The 16,707-nt window shown below is 60.3% G+C and carries 12 protein-coding genes; 7 read left to right on the top strand and 5 right to left on the bottom strand.

Translation table 11 applies throughout. From position 1 onward, the window contains the following. Nucleotides 1-51 precede the first annotated feature (51 nt). The 3 genes from AC1ROI_RS21445 to AC1ROI_RS21435 all read left to right on the top strand — a co-directional run bounded on the left by AC1ROI_RS21445 (nt 52) and on the right by AC1ROI_RS21435 (nt 6,792). The gene (locus AC1ROI_RS21445) at nt 52-3,327 is read left to right on the top strand and encodes a transglutaminase family protein (RefSeq protein WP_102594079.1); all 3,276 of its coding nucleotides are present in this window, start codon (nt 52-54) and stop codon (nt 3,325-3,327) included. 88 nt (nt 3,328-3,415) lie between these two features. Continuing rightward, complete coding sequence (locus tag AC1ROI_RS21440; protein ID WP_102594078.1) at nt 3,416-5,902, top strand: circularly permuted type 2 ATP-grasp protein; 2,487 nt, start codon at nt 3,416-3,418, stop codon at nt 5,900-5,902. Further along, nucleotides 5,902-6,792: a transglutaminase family protein gene (locus AC1ROI_RS21435; protein WP_010464171.1), complete on the top strand. Its 891-nt coding sequence runs from the start codon at nt 5,902-5,904 to the stop codon at nt 6,790-6,792. Before AC1ROI_RS21440 ends, AC1ROI_RS21435 begins: the two co-directional genes overlap by 1 nt. Nucleotides 6,793-6,927: 135 nt before the next feature. On the opposite strand, the gene AC1ROI_RS21430 is transcribed toward AC1ROI_RS21435, so the two are convergent. Both AC1ROI_RS21430 and AC1ROI_RS21425 read right to left on the bottom strand, forming a co-directional pair. Then, nucleotides 6,928-7,116, bottom strand: a complete 189-nt coding sequence (locus AC1ROI_RS21430; RefSeq protein ID WP_007947526.1) for a hypothetical protein — start codon at nt 7,114-7,116, stop codon at nt 6,928-6,930. A gap of 68 nt (nt 7,117-7,184) precedes the next feature. Then, nucleotides 7,185-7,772 carry a cytokinin riboside 5'-monophosphate phosphoribohydrolase gene (locus tag AC1ROI_RS21425; protein ID WP_010464168.1) on the bottom strand — a complete coding sequence of 196 codons (588 nt, stop codon included), beginning with the start codon at nt 7,770-7,772 and terminating at the stop codon, nt 7,185-7,187. A 344-nt stretch (nt 7,773-8,116) separates the two neighbouring features. Here AC1ROI_RS21425 and azu point away from each other — a divergent pair, with 344 nt between their 5' ends. Beyond that, on the top strand, nt 8,117-8,563 hold the full coding sequence (azu, locus tag AC1ROI_RS21420; protein WP_027921968.1) for an azurin: 447 nt from the start codon (nt 8,117-8,119) through the stop codon (nt 8,561-8,563). 176 nt (nt 8,564-8,739) lie between these two features. Here the strand turns inward: azu and nadE are convergent, their stop codons facing one another. The 3 genes from nadE to AC1ROI_RS21405 form a co-directional block, all read right to left on the bottom strand. Further along, on the bottom strand, nt 8,740-9,567 hold the full coding sequence (nadE, locus tag AC1ROI_RS21415; protein ID WP_010464159.1) for an NAD(+) synthase: 828 nt from the start codon (nt 9,565-9,567) through the stop codon (nt 8,740-8,742). A gap of 4 nt (nt 9,568-9,571) precedes the next feature. Next, nucleotides 9,572-10,807 carry a nicotinate phosphoribosyltransferase gene (gene pncB / locus AC1ROI_RS21410; protein WP_010464157.1) on the bottom strand — a complete coding sequence of 412 codons (1,236 nt, stop codon included), beginning with the start codon at nt 10,805-10,807 and terminating at the stop codon, nt 9,572-9,574. 236 nt (nt 10,808-11,043) lie between these two features. Beyond that, nucleotides 11,044-11,949, bottom strand: coding sequence for a LysR family transcriptional regulator (locus tag AC1ROI_RS21405; RefSeq protein ID WP_083375171.1), 906 nt, complete (start codon nt 11,947-11,949; stop codon nt 11,044-11,046). 175 nt (nt 11,950-12,124) lie between these two features. Between AC1ROI_RS21405 and amaB the strand changes: the two genes are divergently transcribed. From amaB to AC1ROI_RS21390, 3 genes are all read left to right on the top strand, one after another. Further along, entirely contained in the window at nt 12,125-13,615 is a 1,491-nt protein-coding gene (amaB, locus tag AC1ROI_RS21400; RefSeq protein WP_010464154.1) for an L-piperidine-6-carboxylate dehydrogenase, read from the top strand. A 155-nt stretch (nt 13,616-13,770) separates the two neighbouring features. Then, on the top strand, nt 13,771-15,054 hold the full coding sequence (gene amaA / locus AC1ROI_RS21395) for an L-pipecolate oxidase (protein ID WP_010464152.1): 1,284 nt from the start codon (nt 13,771-13,773) through the stop codon (nt 15,052-15,054). A 364-nt stretch (nt 15,055-15,418) separates the two neighbouring features. Continuing rightward, entirely contained in the window at nt 15,419-16,552 is a 1,134-nt protein-coding gene (locus tag AC1ROI_RS21390; RefSeq protein ID WP_010464151.1) for an ABC transporter substrate-binding protein, read from the top strand. The last annotated feature ends 155 nt before the right edge of the window (nt 16,553-16,707 follow it).

The raw sequence follows: 16,707 nt of genomic DNA, 5'->3' as shown, positions 1-16,707 counted from the left end.
ATAAGTCTTGCGCGCTTTCCCAATACGCTTAAGGCTCGCAGGAGGCACGCCGTGTCGATTCATGTCGCATTGCACCACGTCACGCATTACCGCTACGACCGCGCCGTCGAGCTCGGTCCGCAGATCGTTCGCCTGCGCCCGGCCGCCCACAGTCGCACGCGGATTCTGTCCTATGCGCTGAAAGTTTCCCCCGAGCAGCATTTCATCAACTGGCAGCAGGACCCCCAGGGCAATTACCTGGCGCGGTTGGTGTTCCCGGAGAAAACCGCTGAGCTGCGTATCGAGGTCGATCTGCTGGCGGAGATGGCGGTGTTCAATCCGTTCGACTTCTTCCTTGAGCCCTACGCGGAAAAGATCCCGTTCACCTACGCCTCGGATGAGCGCAAGGAACTGGCGCCGTACCTGGAAACCTTGCCCCTGACGCCGAAGTTCAAGGCCTATCTGGACGGCATCGACCGCACACCGCTGCCGAGCGTCGACTTCCTCGTGGCGCTCAATCAGCGCCTGAGCGAAGACATCGGCTACCTGATCCGCATGGAGCCGGGGGTGCAAACTCCCGAGCACACCCTTGAGCATGCGTCCGGTTCCTGCCGTGACTCGGCGTGGTTGCTGGTGCAGTTGCTGCGTAACCTCGGGCTGGCGGCGCGTTTCGTCTCTGGTTATCTGATCCAGCTGACCGCCGACGTCAAAAGCCTCGACGGTCCCTCGGGCACGGAAGTGGATTTCACCGACTTGCACGCCTGGTGCGAGGTCTATTTGCCCGGCGCCGGCTGGATCGGCCTGGACGCGACGTCAGGGCTGTTTGCCGGTGAAGGACACATTCCGTTGGCGTGCAGCCCCGATCCGGGCTCTGCGGCACCGATCAGTGGCCTGGTGGAACCGTGCGAGTGCGAGTTCACCCACGAAATGTCCGTGGAGCGGATCTGGGAAGCGCCGCGAGTAACAAAGCCCTATACCGAAGATCAGTGGTTGGCGATCCAGGCGCTGGGGCGGCAGATCGATGCCGACCTGCTGGAGGGCGACGTGCGCCTGACCATGGGCGGCGAGCCGACGTTTGTTTCCATTGTCGATCCGGACGGCGCCGAGTGGAACACCGCCGCACTTGGCCCGGACAAGCGTCGGCTGTCCGCCGAGCTGTTCCAGCGCATGCGCAAACACTACGCGCCCAAAGGCCTGGTGCATTTCGGTCAGGGCAAGTGGTATCCCGGCGAACAACTGCCACGCTGGTCGCTGAACTGCTACTGGCGGCGCGATGGCGTGCCGATCTGGCACAACAGCGCGCTGATTGCCGATGAGCAGGAAGACTACGGTGCCGATGGCGAACTGGCCGGGCGTTTTCTGTCGAGTGTCGCCGAACGCCTGAAAATTCCGACACGCTTTGTTTTCCCCGCCTACGAAGACAATTTCTATTACCTCTGGCGCGAAGGCACGTTGCCGCTGAACGTCAGCGCCGAAGACTCGCGTCTTGAAGAACCGCTGGAGCGGGCCCGCCTGCGTAAAGTCTTCAGCCAGGGCCTGGACAAGGTGATCGGTCAGGTCCTGCCGCTGGCGCGCACCGCCAAGGGTGATCAATGGCAGAGCGGTCGCTGGTACCTGCGTGACGAGCACTGCCGACTGGTGCCCGGTGATTCACCGTTGGGCTATCGGCTTCCGTTGGGCTCGCAGCCATGGGTAAAAGCGGCGGAGTATCCGTTCATCCATCCTAACGATCCGAATCAGGCATTCCCCTCGCTACCAGACACTCAGCAGTTGAACAGTCCGGGAGCACCGGCCGAACCGGTCGAGCGGGAACTGAAAGTCGATGAATCCGCCGACTGGCTGACCCGCACCGCATTCTGCGCCGAGGCACGGGAAGGTCGGTTGTACCTGTTCATGCCGCCGCTGGAACGGGTCGAAGATTATCTGGAACTGGTCACCGCGATCGAGGCCACGGCGCAGGAACTGCATTGCCCGGTGCTGCTGGAAGGCTACGAGCCGCCGAGCGATCCGCGCTTGAGCAACTTCCGTATCACCCCTGACCCGGGCGTGATTGAGGTCAATGTGCAGCCGTCCGCCACGTGGGATGAGCTGGTCGAGCGCACCGAGTTCCTCTACGAAGAAGCGCGCCAGACCCGACTGACCACCGAGAAATTCATGATCGACGGCCGGCACACCGGCACTGGCGGCGGCAACCATTTCGTCCTGGGTGGCGCGACGCCGGCTGACTCACCATTTCTGCGCCGTCCCGACCTGCTGCGCAGCCTGATCAGTTACTGGCATAACCACCCGTCCTTGTCCTACCTGTTTTCCGGCTTGTTCATCGGCCCGACGTCCCAGGCGCCGCGTGTCGATGAAGCACGCAACGATGCCTTGTACGAACTGGAAATCGCCTTCGCCCAGATGCCGGAGCCGGGCGAGGAGTGTGCGCCGTGGCTGGTCGACCGGTTGCTGCGCAACTTGCTGATCGATGTGACCGGCAATACGCACCGCGCCGAGTTCTGCATCGACAAGCTCTATTCGCCGGATGGCGCGACGGGGCGGCTTGGATTGCTTGAGTTGCGCGCCTTTGAAATGCCACCGCATGCGCGCATGAGCCTGGCGCAACAGTTGCTGCTGCGGGCGCTGGTGGCGCGGTTCTGGCGCGAGCCGTATGCACCGCCGAAACTGGCGCGCTGGGGCACTGAGCTGCATGACCGGTTCCTGCTGCCGCACTTTATCGAGCAGGATTTCGCCGATGTGATCGTCGATCTCAATGCCGCCGGTTATCCCGTGCGCGCAGAGTGGTTCGCCGCGCATCTGGAATTTCGTTTTCCCAAGGTTGGCGATTACGCGGTCAGTGGCATCGAACTGGAAGTGCGTCAGGCGCTGGAGCCTTGGCATGTACTGGGTGAGGAGGGCGCGGTCGGCGGCACGGTGCGCTACGTGGATTCGTCGCTGGAACGCTTGCAGGTGAAGCTCACCGGTCTGGCACCGCAGCGTTATTTGCTGACGTGCAATGGCGTTCCCGTACCGTTGCAGCCGACCGGCCGCGTCGGCGAGTTCGTTGCCGGCGTGCGTTTCCGCGCCTGGCAACCGGCCAACTGCCTGCAACCGACCATCCCGGTCCACGCGCCGTTGGTGTTCGACCTGCTCGACACCTGGATGCAGCGTTCGCTGGGGGGCTGTCAATACCACGTCGCCCATCCGGGCGGGCGTAATTACGACAGCTTGCCGGTGAATGCCAATGAGGCCGAGAGCCGACGGATGGCGCGTTTCTTCCGCATCGGACACAGCCCGGGGAAACTTCCGATACCGATTCTGGAAATTAATGACGAGCTGCCGATGACGCTCGATTTACGACGTTTCTAAACCGTACACGACGCTCGGATTTTTCGTCTATCCGGGCGTCATGAGCCTGCGTTAGTCTGACCGTTCTTTGCTGTCTGCCGAGCTTTCCATGCCTGACCTGCTTGACCGCTACCCGCTGACGGCGGGCACTTATCACGAACTGCTCGACGACAGCGGCGCCGTGCGCCCCCACTGGCGCCGGTTGTTCGACCAATTGCAACGCAGCACGCCAGCGCAATTGGTGCAGCGTCAGGCTTTGTTGACCCGGCAGATCCAGGAAAACGGCGTGACCTACAACGTCTACGCCGACCCCAAGGGCGCGGATCGGCCGTGGGAGCTTGACCTGCTGCCGCATGTGATTGCGGCAGATGAGTGGCAGCAGTTATCGGCCGGGATTGCCCAGCGAGCTCGGTTGTTGAACGCCGTGCTGGCAGACCTTTACGGCCCGCAGCGATTGATTGCCGAAGGGCTGCTGCCGGCGGAACTGGTATTTGGCCACAACAATTTCCTCTGGCCCTGTCAGGGCATTACGCCGCCGGACGGGGCTTTTCTGCATTTGTACGCCGTGGATCTGGCGCGCACGCCGGATGGCCGCTGGTGGGTGACGGCGGACCGGACTCAAGCGCCTTCCGGTGCCGGTTATGCGCTGGAAAACCGCACCATCGTGTCCCGAGCCTTTCCCGAGTTGTATCGCGACCTGAAGGTGCAGCACCTGGCCGGGTTCTTCCGGACACTCCAGGAAACCCTCGTCCGCCAGGCGCCAAACGATGAAGACGCGCCACTGATCGTGCTGCTGACGCCGGGACGTTTCAACGAAAGCTATTTCGAACATCTCTATCTGGCGCGCCAGCTCGGTTATCCACTGGTGGAAGGCGGCGACCTCACGGTGCGCGATGCCACGGTCTACCTGAAGACCCTCAGTGGCCTGCGTCGGGTTCACGCGATCATGCGTCGGCTCGACGATGACTTCTGCGATCCGCTGGAACTGCGTACCGACTCGGCACTCGGTGTGCCGGGCTTGCTCGAAGCCGTGCGGCAGGGGCGCGTGCTGGTGGCCAATGCCCTCGGCAGCGGAGTACTCGAGTCGCCGGGGTTGCTCGGCTTTTTGCCGAAGATCAATCAATTCCTGTTCGGCGAAGAACTGATCCTTCCGTCCATTGCGACGTGGTGGTGTGGCGAAGCGCCGGTGCTGGCCCAGGCGCTGGAGAAACTGCCGGAATTGCTGATCAAACCCGCCTTCCCGTCGCAAAGCTTCGCCCCTGTATTTGGCCGCGATTTGAGTGAAAAACAGCGTCAGGCCTTGGCTGAGCGCATGCAGGCGCGGCCTTATGCGTATGTTGCGCAAGAGTTGGCGCAATTGTCCCAGGCACCGATCTGGCAGGCCGAGGACGGTCAGCTGCAACCGCGAGCCATTGGAATGCGTATGTATGCAGTGGCCAGTCAAGACGGTTATCGGGTGTTGCCGGGCGGATTGACCCGGGTGGCCGCCGAAGCGGATGCGGAAGTGGTGTCGATGCAGCGCGGCGGTGCGAGTAAGGACACCTGGGTATTGGGGGATCGTCCGCCGAGCGGCGAGCAATGGAAAACCCAGCGCACGATCGGTGTGCATGATCTGGTTCGGCGCGATCCGTACCTGCCGTCGCGGGTGGTCGAGAACCTTTTCTGGTTTGGCCGCTATTGCGAACGCTGTGATGACAGCGCGCGATTGCTGCGGATCATGCTGGCGCGCTACGTTGATGGCGATGACCCGCAGGCCTTGGAAGCGGCGGTCGACCTCGGCGAGCGCCTCAATCTGTTGCCAGACGAAGGTGAGTTGCCCGAGCGGTTGTTGGCGGCGTTACTCGGCGATGATTGGCCCTTCAGCCTGCGCTCCAATTTGCAGCGCTTGCAGTGGGCCGCCTCGCAAGTGCGCGGCAAGCTCTCGCGGGAAAACTGGCAGGCGCTGGTGGAATTGCAGCGCGAAGCCATGGAGCTGGAAACCGAAGAGCCGGATTTCGGTGAGTTACTGGATTTCCTCAACCGGCTGGTGATGTCCCTGGCGGCACTGTCCGGTTTTGCCCTGGACGACATGACCCGGGATGAAGGCTGGCGTTTTCTGATGATCGGTCGGCGGATCGAGCGTCTGCAATTTCTCAGCGCCAGCCTGGCGGCGTTTCTGCGCGGTGTCGGTGCCTTCGATCAGGCTGGGCTGGAATGGCTGCTGGAACTGGGCAACAGCAGCATCACATACCGCTCGCGGTACCTGGCGGTGGCACAGTTGATTCCGGTGCTCGATCTTTTGCTACTCGACGAGCAAAACCCTCATGCGGTGCTATTCCAGTTAAAACTGGTGACCCGCACCCTGAAACGCTTGAACGATGATTTTGGCGTGCCTCGCGAAGCCGGTCTGCCGCAACTGGTGGAGCGCCTGGCGCGGTTCGATCTGGGTTGCCTGGAGAATTCGTTGTTCGGCGAAGCCAGCGTTCGCGCCGCCATCAACGGTCTGGCCGATTTGCTGCAAGAGATCGCCGATGCCAGCGGGCAAGTGTCGGATCGTCTGGCCTTGCGCCATTTCGCCCATGTCGATGATGTCAGCCAGCGCACGGTGTCCGTCTGATGAGCGCCCGTTACCAGATTCTCCACGACACCCATTATCACTACGACAGCCCGGTGTCCCTGGCCCAGCAACTCGCGCACCTGTGGCCACGGGCCTGTGCCTGGCAGCGTTGCACTGAACAACACTTGCAGATCAGTCCCGACCCGACCTCGCGCCGGGATGAGCTGGATGTATTTGGCAATCCGCTCACCCGGTTGGCGTTTGAGCGGCCGCATGATGAATTGCTGGTCAACGCCCGGCTCACGGTCGAGGTGCTGGCCCGGCCAACGCTGGATTTCAATCAATCCCCCGCGTGGGAAGAAACCCGCAATGCGCTGACCTACAGCAGTCAGCCGCTTTCTACAGATTTACTGGAAGCGTGCCGTTACCGGTTTGAATCGCCCTATGTGCATTTGAAGCGCAACTTTGTCGAATTCTCGGAAAGCTGTTTTCCTCCGGGACAGCCTTTGTTGCTGGGCGTCCAGGCGTTGATGGAGAAGATTTTCAGCGAATTCACCTTCGACGCCGAGGCGACTCAAGTGGCAACGCCGCTGGTGGAGGTGCTGGAGCGTCGGCGCGGGGTCTGTCAGGACTTCGCGCACCTGATGCTCGCTTGCGTGCGTTCCCGTGGACTGGCGGCGCGTTACATCAGCGGCTACCTGCTGACCCAGCCACCGCCCGGCCAGCCACGACTGATCGGCGCCGATGCCTCGCATGCCTGGGTTTCGGTGTTTTGCCCGGTGCTGGGCTGGGTGGATTTTGATCCGACCAACAATGTGCAACCGGCGCTGGAGCACATCACCCTGGCCTGGGGACGGGATTTTTCCGATGTGTCGCCGTTGCGTGGGGTGATTCTGGGGGGCGGCAATCACGACCCCGAGGTCCGCGTCACCGTGATGCCCCTGGACTAACAAAATCCCCTGTAGGAGCGGTGTAAGTCAGTTCGGGATGGGGTGTTTCAGGTTGGCCTGTGAGGGTCAGCAAGGAACTGCTGACCCTGGACACAGATCCGGTGGGCCTGATCAGATCATCGGGCCCTGAGGGTCTCAGGCGTCGGGCGCCTGATCTTTCGGTGCTTCAGTTTCGTCTGTAGCCACTTCGCCTTCGGCATCCGGGTTCAGTGCTGCTGCTTCTTCTTCAGCTGTAGCTTTCTTGCGCTGAAGCTTTTCCTCTTTCTTCTGCTCCTTGGCCAAGTCTCTCTGACGTTTGGCGAAGGAATAATTAGGTTTAGCCATGGGCGATCCTCTGGGGTCGAAGGTGAGGTTGAGCGGCGCATATTCTGCCCTGTATCGGGACCGAGCCGTTAGCTGGGTTTTTGCTCTGTCCATTTGGGCACCACTGTCGGCTGCCAAGCGTCCAGCGCATCGATCAGGGTTTGCGGCGATTCGCTCACTTGCAGCATGTCACGGTGCGCTTCGCGAACGAAGCCTTCGCCGACGATATGATCAAGAAAACCGGTCAATTTGCTATAGAAACCGTTCACTTCCAGCAACCCGAGCGGTTTGCCATGGTAGCCGAGCTGGCCCCAGGTCCAGACTTCGAACAATTCTTCCAGGGTGCCCAGGCCTCCGGGCAGCGCGATGAAGGCATCGCTGAGCTCGGCCATTCGCGCCTTGCGCGCATGCATGCCGTCGACCACCTCCAGACGAGTCAGGCCGCTGTGGCCGATTTCCTTGTCTTTGAGGCTTTGCGGAATGATCCCGATCACTTCGCCGCCGGCCGCCAGTGCCGCATCGGCGACGATGCCCATCAGCCCGACGGCACCGCCGCCATAAACCAGGGTCAGCTTGCGCTCGGCCAGTGCTCGCCCGAGGGCGACAGCCGCTTCACGATAAGCCGGACTGGTGCCGGTGCTGGCACCGCAAAATACACAAACGGACGCTAAAGACATGCCTTACTCCACGGTCAGGATGGCCATAGAGTAAAGGCAGGCGGGCGGCGCTCCAAGGTCTAAACTTCGCGTTCAGGTGTTTCGTAGGTGCCGCTGGCGCCACAGGCATAAGCGGCGAGCAAACTGCGCAACAGGCTGTTAAAGGACATGACAGGCGCTCCAGATCAGGGATGATGGCCTGATGATAGGGCCGGGCCAGACGTCTGGCTGGTAGATTGTTTCGATAGGTGTCATAGCCCGAAAGTTGTATACAATTTTTGATTCAGGTCATAGGAACTTGCGCAGTTTTCAGGCAGTCTTCTGTCCATTCGCACTTTTGTTAACCCCTGCCTTGGAGATTCACCATGTTTGCCAAACTTGTTGCGGTATCCCTGCTGACACTGGCCAGCAGCCAACTGATGGCTGCTGAATGCAAGGCCACTGTCGACTCCACCGATCAAATGACCTTCAACACCAAGGCCATCGAAATCGACAAAAGCTGCAAGACGTTTACCGTAGAACTGACCCACTCCGGCAGCCTGCCGAAAAATGTCATGGGCCATAACCTGGTGATCAGTAAAGCGGCAGATATGCAGCCGATCGCTACCGATGGCCTGGCAGCCGGTATCGACAAAAACTATCTGAAAGACGGTGATGATCGCGTTATTGCTCATACCAAAATCATCGGAGCCGGAGAGAAGGATACGCTGACCATCGATGTATCGAAGCTGACAGCGGGCACCGATTACGGCTTCTTCTGCTCGTTCCCGGGCCACATCTCGATGATGAAAGGTACGGTTACCCTGAAGTAATCGATTCGAGTACATAAAAAAGCGTCCCGATTGGGACGCTTTTTTTGTGCCTGACGAAAGACCGAGTCATCGTTCTTCGTCGGAACGCCGCCCGGAGCCGGCTCGCCCCACAGGTACAGCGTTGTCCTTGTGGGAGCGAGCCTGCTCGCGATGGCGTCAGTACAGACGCCGCAGCTTCAAGGCGCGAACGGCATCACGCGCTTGTGATGGGTCTTTTTATACGTATCGCAAATAATCCTGAACGCTTCCTCACGCACCGGCTGACCGTGCAGGAACGCGTCGATTTCGGCATAGGTCACGCCGTGGGACGCTTCGTCGGGTTTGCCCGGCGACAGGTCTTCAAGGTCGGCGGTCGGGATTTTTTCCACCAGCGATTCCGGCGCGCCGAAACTGCGGGCGATGTCTCGAACCTGGTTTTTCACCAGGCCACTCAACGGGGCCAGGTCGCAGGCGCCATCACCGAACTTGGTGAAGAAACCCATCACCGCTTCCGCTGCGTGGTCGGTACCGATGACCAGCCCGTGCGCCGCGCCGGCGATGGTGTACTGGGCGACCATGCGCATCCGCGCCTTGGTGTTGCCGAGCACGAAATCCACCGAGACCGCGTGCTTGCCCTCGAAGGCCGCCACTTCATTGGCCAGGGCTTTCACCGCCGGGCCGATGTTCACGGTGTGACGTTCGTCCGGGGCGATGAAATCCACCGAGGCCTGGGCATCGTGTTCATCGAACTGGGTTTCATAAGGCAGGCGCACGGCGATGAACTTGTAGCTTTTGTCGCTGGTTTGCTCGCGCAACTCACGCATGGCGCGTTGGGCCAGCAGGCCGGCGGTCAGCGAGTCGACGCCGCCGCTGATGCCGAGTACCAGGGTCTTGAGCCCGGAATTGACCAGGCAATCCTGAATGAAGCTGACCCGCCGGGCGACCTCGGCCTCAAGGGCTGCGTGGTCGGCGAATGGCGGCTGAACCTTGAGCTGCTCAGCAATCTCACGCTGTACGGCTTGCATGAATTCACTCCTTGCTAGTGGTGCCAGATGTGCTGGAAAGGGCGGCAGGTACTTTGAAAACGTGTCGCAAATAGGCGACGAAATTCGGGTCTTTGCAGTGAGTCTTGCCAGGCTCATCGGAAATCTTTGCCACGGGCTGGCCGTTGCAGGCCGCCATTTTAAGCACGATGCTCATCGGTTCGACACCCGGAATATCACACGTCAGGTTGGTGCCGATCCCAAAGCTGACATTAATCCGACCGCGCAACGCCCGAAATATTTCCAGGGATTTTGGCAGCGTCAGGCTGTCGGAGAACGTCAGGGTCTTGCTCATCGGGTCGATGCCCAGCTTTTGATAATGGGCGATCGCCTTTTCTGCCCAGATCACCGGATCGCCGGAGTCATGGCGCAGGCCGTCGAAGAGCTTGGCAAAGAACAGGTCGAAGTCGTTGAGAAAGGCATCCATGGTGATGCAGTCGGTCAGGGCAATCCCCAGCAGACCCCGATACTCGCGCACCCAGCAATCGAGGGCGGCAATCTGGCTGTCGATCAGTCGGGGACCGAGTTGCTGGTGCGCCATGATCCATTCGTGGGCCATGGTGCCCAAAGGTTTCATGTCCAGTTCCCGTGACAGATGCACGTTGCTGGTGCCGACGAAACGCCCGGGGAAATCGTGCTTGAGCACGTTCACCACTTCTTCCTGCACGCGGAACGAGAAACGACGGCGTGTGCCGAAATCGGCTACCTGCAGTTCGGACAATTCGTCGCTGCTGGCGTTGGCGGTCAACCAGTCGAACTTGCGGTAGAGCTGCTCGCGAGCCTGTTCCAGAACAATTTCGCGGTAGCGATAGCGGTTGCGCACTTCGCTGACGATGGAAAGCAGCGGTACTTCAAACAGAATCACATGCAACCACGGCCCGCGCAGGCGGATGAACAGCTCGCCGTTTTCGATACCCGTGTGGACGTAACGCAGGTTGAAGCGGAACAGCCCGAGAAAACGCAGGAAATCCGGCTTCATGAAGCTGATGCGTTCCATGAAGCTCAACTGGTCGGCGCTCAGGCTCAACTCGGCCAGGCGTTCGATCTGGAAGCGGATTTCTGCCAGATACGGGCGCAGATCCTCACTGTTACGGCAACGAAACTCCCATTCGACTTCCACGTTCGGGTAGTTGTGCAGCACCGCCTGCATCATCGTCAGTTTGTAGAAATCGGTGTCGAGCAGGTTCTGCACAATGCGATCGCCAAACACGCTCTCGCTCATAACGGGGTTCTCCAGGCGGGCCGCGGCCTGTGGTCGCGACGTTTCAGCTGTTTCTATGAATGGGGCTAGTGGCGCATATCAGAGGCAGTTATTGCCAGCGATTTTTTAGACAGTGCATATCCTTGTGGCGAGGGAGCTTGCTCCTGCTGGGGTGCGAAGCGCCCCCAATACAGGACTGCTGCGCAGCCCAACGGGAGCAAGCTCCCTCGCCACAAGAATTAGCCGGGGCTTCAAATCTACGGCGCATCCGGGCTGTCGATCTGCTCGAGCATCCACTTCACAAAATCGCGCACCTTGGGCACTTCCGCCGAGTGCTCGGGATACGCCAGGTAATAGGCATCCGTGCTTGGCATCGCGTGTTTCCAGGGGATAACCAGTTTGCCGTCCGCCAACTCTTCTTCCACCAAAAACCTTGGCAACAGCGCCACGCCGCAGCCGACCTGGGCGGCGCGGATGCACATATAAAACGTTTCGAAGCGCGGGCCGTGGTAGCTGTGTTCAGTGTGGTAGCCCTGGCTGTCGAACCAATCGTGCCAGGCCTGGGGCCGCGAGGCGTTTTGCAACAGGACGAGGTCGGCGAGCTGCGTAGGGTCGGTGAACGGCGTGTCCGGCAGGCTGCCCGGCGCGCAGACCGGCACCAGCTCCTCGCCAAACAGCTTCAGGCATTCGGTGCCGGGCCGCGAGCCTTGGCCGAAGTAGAACGCCAGGTCGCTGCGACCTTGCAGCAAATCGTCGGCTTCCTGCTCGCTGCACAGGTCCAGATGGATTGATGGATGGCGCAGGCGCCAGCCTTTCAGACGTGGCACCAGCCAGCGTGCGCCGAAGGTCGGCGGCGTCGAAACCCGCAAGACTTCGGTTTCGCCACCGTAGGAACGCAGGTAATGGGTCGACATCTCGACCTGGGTGAGGATTTTTCGTACTTCCACCAGGTACAAATCACCGGCCGGGGTCATTTGCAGGCGTCGGCGCACCCGGCGGAACAGCAAGTGCTGCAACAACTCTTCGAGTTGCGCGACCTGTTTGCTGACGGCGCTCTGGGTCAGGTTCAGCTCTTCGGCGGCCCGGGTGAAGCTCAAATGCCGGGTCACGGCCTCGAAACACTGCAGTGCGGTGATCGACGGCAAATAGCGTTTATTCAGCATGGACGGTCCTTTTTCTTGTTTCTTTTACTGCCAGCAATTCAAAGCATGAATAAACGGAATGATATCTCTCTTAAAGGTCGTTTGTTGGGTAACCTCCGGGGAGCTAAAACTACAGGTCTGATCAGCCGTGAATGTCCGGCTGTACGTTTTCTGTTTTTTGCTCGAGGAGTGACCCATGGTTGCCGCATTGCTTGATCGTCTTGGTGTGAACCCGGCCCTGTACCAGAACGGCAAAGTGCCGGTGCATTCGCCGATCGATGGCAGCCGGATCGCTGCCGTGAACTGGGAAGGCGCCGCTGAAGTCGAGCAGCACATCAGTCGTGCAGATCATGCGTTCGAATTGTGGCGCAAGGTCCCGGCCCCGCGCCGTGGCGAACTGGTGCGTCAACTGGGCGACATCCTGCGCGAATACAAGGCCGACCTCGGCGAGCTGGTGTCCTGGGAAGCGGGCAAGATCACACAGGAAGGCCTGGGTGAAGTTCAGGAAATGATCGACATCTGCGATTTCGCCGTCGGCCTGTCCCGTCAGCTGTACGGCTTGACCATCGCGTCCGAGCGTCCTGGCCACCACATGCGCGAAACCTGGCACCCGCTGGGCGTCGTCGGCGTCATCAGCGCCTTCAACTTCCCGGTTGCGGTCTGGGCCTGGAACACCACGCTGGCGCTGGTCTGCGGCAACCCGGTGATCTGGAAACCGTCCGAGAAAACCCCACTGACCGCACTGGCCTGCCAGGCGCTGTTTGACCGCGTACTGAAGAACTTCAGCGACGCACCTCCACACCTCAGCCAAGTGATCATCGGCGGCCGCGATGCCGGCGAAGCGCTGGTCGATGACCCGCGTGTCGCGCTGATCAGCGCCACCGGCAGCACCCGCATGGGCCGTGAAGTGGCGCCAAAAATCGCCGCACGTTTCGCCCGCAGCATTCTGGAGCTGGGCGGCAACAACGCCATGATCCTCGCCCCAAGCGCCGACCTGGACATGGCCGTCCGCGCCATCCTGTTCAGCGCCGTCGGCACCGCCGGTCAGCGTTGCACCACGTTGCGTCGCCTGATTGCCCATGAGTCGGTGAAGGAAGAAATCGTCACTCGCCTCAAGGCTGCCTATTCCAAGGTCCGCATCGGCAATCCGCTCGAGGGCAACCTGATCGGTCCGCTGATCGACAAAAACAGTTTCGAAAACATGCAGGACGCGCTGGAACAAGCCCTGAGCGAAGGCGGCCGGGTGTTTGGCGGCGAACGCCAGCTGGAAGACAAATACCCGAACGCTTATTACGTCTCGCCGGCCATCGTTGAAATGCCGGAGCAGAGCGATGTGGTCTGCAATGAAACCTTCGCACCGATCTTGTACGTGGTCGGTTACAAGGACTTCGACGAAGCGCTGCGTCTGAACAACTCGGTGCCACAAGGCCTGTCCTCGTGCATCTTCACCACCGACGTGCGTGAAGCCGAACAGTTCATGTCGGCGGTGGGCAGCGACTGCGGCATCGCCAACGTCAACATCGGCCCGAGCGGTGCGGAAATTGGCGGCGCGTTCGGTGGCGAGAAAGAAACCGGTGGTGGGCGTGAGTCGGGCTCCGATGCATGGCGCGGCTACATGCGCCGCCAGACCAACACCGTGAACTACTCGCTGGAGTTGCCGTTGGCTCAGGGCATCACGTTCGACTGATCCTCGAGTCGAACAGTGATCCCCTGTAGGAGTGAGCCGCTCGCGATTGCGGTCTATCAGTCAACATAGATGTTGAATGTTAAATCGCTATCGCGAGCAGGCTCACTCCTACATCTTGAACTGTGTGTTGGTTAGGATTCTGTTGGAGTCTGGCAATGCCGTTACGCGAAGAGTGTCTGTGGGAAAAACTGACGCCGCAAAGGCCCGACAATGCCGCGCTCAAGGGCGAAGTTACCGTCGATGTCTGCGTCATTGGCGCCGGTTTCACCGGCCTGTCGGCGGCGGTGCATCTACTTGAAAAAGGTAAAAAGGTCTGCGTGCTCGAAGCCCATCGCGCCGGTCACGGCGGTTCGGGGCGCAACGTCGGTCTGGTCAACGCCGGAATGTGGATTCCACCGGACGAGATCGAAGCCGGGTTCGGCGAAGCGGTGGGCAGTCAGCTCAATCGCATGCTGGGTGCAGCGCCATCGCTGGTGTTCAGCCTGGTCGACAAATACAACATCGATTGCCAGTTACGCCGCGAAGGCACGCTGCACATGGCGCACAACGCCCGTGGCGAAGCCGATCTGCGCAGTCGCGAAGAACAATGGAAACGTCGCGGAGCACCGGTCGAACTGCTGACCGGGCAATCCTGCGAACAAGCGACGGGTACAAAAAAGATTGCTGCCGCGCTGCTCGACAAGCGTGCCGGCACGATCAATCCGATGGCTTACACCACGGGGCTGGCCAAAGCGGCCATCAGCCTCGGGGGCCAACTGTTCGATCATTCTCCGGTGACCCGACTCGAACGTCAGGGCCAACGCTGGTCGGTGCAAACCGCTCAGGGATCAGTGCTCGCCGAGCAAGTGGTCATCGCCTCCAACGCTTATACCGAAGGTGACTGGACGGAGTTGCGGCGCAATTTCTTCCCCGGTTATTACTATCAAGTGGCGTCGGTCCCGCTGACCGAAGACGCCGCGCAGCAAATTCTGCCCGGCGGGCAGGGTTCCTGGGACACGCGCCAGGTACTGAGCAGTATTCGTCGCGACAAAGACGGCCGTCTGTTGCTGGGCAGCCTCGGTAACGGCAATCAGAAACCGGCCTGGTTCCTCAAGGCCTGGGCCGATCGGGTGCAGCAGCACTATTTCCCCTACCTCAAACCCGTGGAATGGGAATGCACCTGGACCGGTTGCATCGCGTTTACCCCGGACCATTTGATGCGTTTGTTCGAGCCGGCGCCCGGTTTAGTGGCAGTCACCGGTTACAACGGCCGGGGCGTGACAACGGGGACGGTGGTCGGCAAAGCCTTTGCCGATTATCTGTGTAACGGAAATCCTGAGGCGCTACCCATTCCCTTTGCCCCCATGCAGCCATTGGCCGGGGTGGGTTTGCGCAGTTGTTTGTACGAGGCCGGTTTCTCGCTGTATCACGCAGGCCAGTGCTTGCGGATCGTTATTTGATTGTTGAAATTTGTTGCTGGGAGCGGCGCTTTTTCGCGCAGCGACTAGCCTGTAAAAGGTGCGGGTTGTAGCAGTTCCGCACCAGCAGTGTGCACTTCGGTGACGCACGTTGTTACAGGCTGGTTGCACGTCGTTTGGCGCCGCGGTTGCAATGATGGCGCACGCGGGTTGCGCCTTTAAAAATAAATGGTTTCACCTTCTGCGGTTTAGACGGTTGCACGCCCAATGAAAATGGGATCGAAACAGTCGAAATAACAATAAAGCAGCGACTTTTTTCAGAATAAAAAACCGATGGCACGGCCCTTGCTCTGAGCATTCAGAGAAGTCGCAGTGCCAACTAAAAAAAACCTTGGAGCACCACCTCATGTCCCAGACGTTTTACAAGAAAGGCTTTCTGGCCCTCGCAGTGGCAACTGCGTTGGGTGTTTCTGCGTTTGCACAGGCTGATGTGAAAATCGGTGTGGCGGGTCCGATGACAGGCGCCAACGCGGCATTTGGCGAGCAGTACATGAAGGGTGCACAGGCTGCAGCCGACGCGGTCAACGCGGCGGGCGGCGTTAACGGGGAAAAAATCGTACTGGTGAAGGGCGATGACGCCTGCGAACCGAAACAGGCTGTGACGGTCGCCAAGGACCTGACCAACCAGAAAGTCGCCGGCGTAGTCGGTCACTTCTGCTCCTCGTCGACCATCCCGGCCTCCGAGATCTACGACGAAGCGGGCATCATTGCAATCACTCCGGGTTCCACCAACCCAGCGGTTACCGAACGCGGCCTGAGTGCCATGTTCCGTATGTGCGGGCGTGACGATCAGCAAGGCATCGTGGCCGGTGACTACATCGTCGACGTGCTCAAGGGCAAGAAAGTCGTTGTCCTGCACGACAAGGACACCTACGGCCAGGGCCTGGCGGACGCTACCAAGGCCCAACTGGAAAAACGCGGCGTGAAGCCTGTGCTGTATGAAGGCCTGACCCGTGGCGAGAAAGACTTCAGCACCATCGTCACCAAGATCCGCGGCGCTGGCGCCGATGTCGTCTACTTCGGCGGTCTGCACCCGGAAGCCGGTCCTCTGGTCCGTCAACTGCGTGAGCAAGGCCTCAAAGACGTCAAGTTCATGTCCGATGACGGCATCGTGACCGACGAACTGGTCACCACTGCTGGCGGTCCGCAATTCGTTGACGGCGTACTGATGACCTTCGGCGCCGACCCACGCCTGCTGCCAGACAGCAAAACCGTGGTGGACGAGTTCCGCAAGAAAGGCACCGAGCCTGAAGGCTACACCCTGTACGCCTACGCTTCGGTCCAGACCCTGGCCGCAGCTTTCAACGGCGCCAAGTCCAACAGTGGCGAGAAAGCCGCCGAGTGGCTGAAGAAAAACCCGGTCAAAACCGTGATGGGCGAGAAGACCTGGGACGCCAAGGGCGACCTGAAAGTCTCCGACTACGTCGTTTACGAGTGGGACAAGGACGGCAAATACCACCAGCTGGAAAAACAGAAGTGATATGACCTGATCTGCCCGGTGCCTGTTGCACCGGGCAGTCTATGAACATGTCCGTGCAGTACCTGTCTTTTCTCGTAGAGCTGCACACAACCGTGTTGCCCCGGCGGCTGAACCCCGGTCCGTTGCACCCGGCTTCTGTGCAGTCTCTCAAATGC

The sequence above is a fragment of the Pseudomonas sp. GW823-FHT02C02 genome, assembly GCF_058797635.1.
The sequence above is the reverse complement of the archived record's forward strand: the minus strand, read 5'-3'. Positions and strand labels throughout refer to the sequence as shown.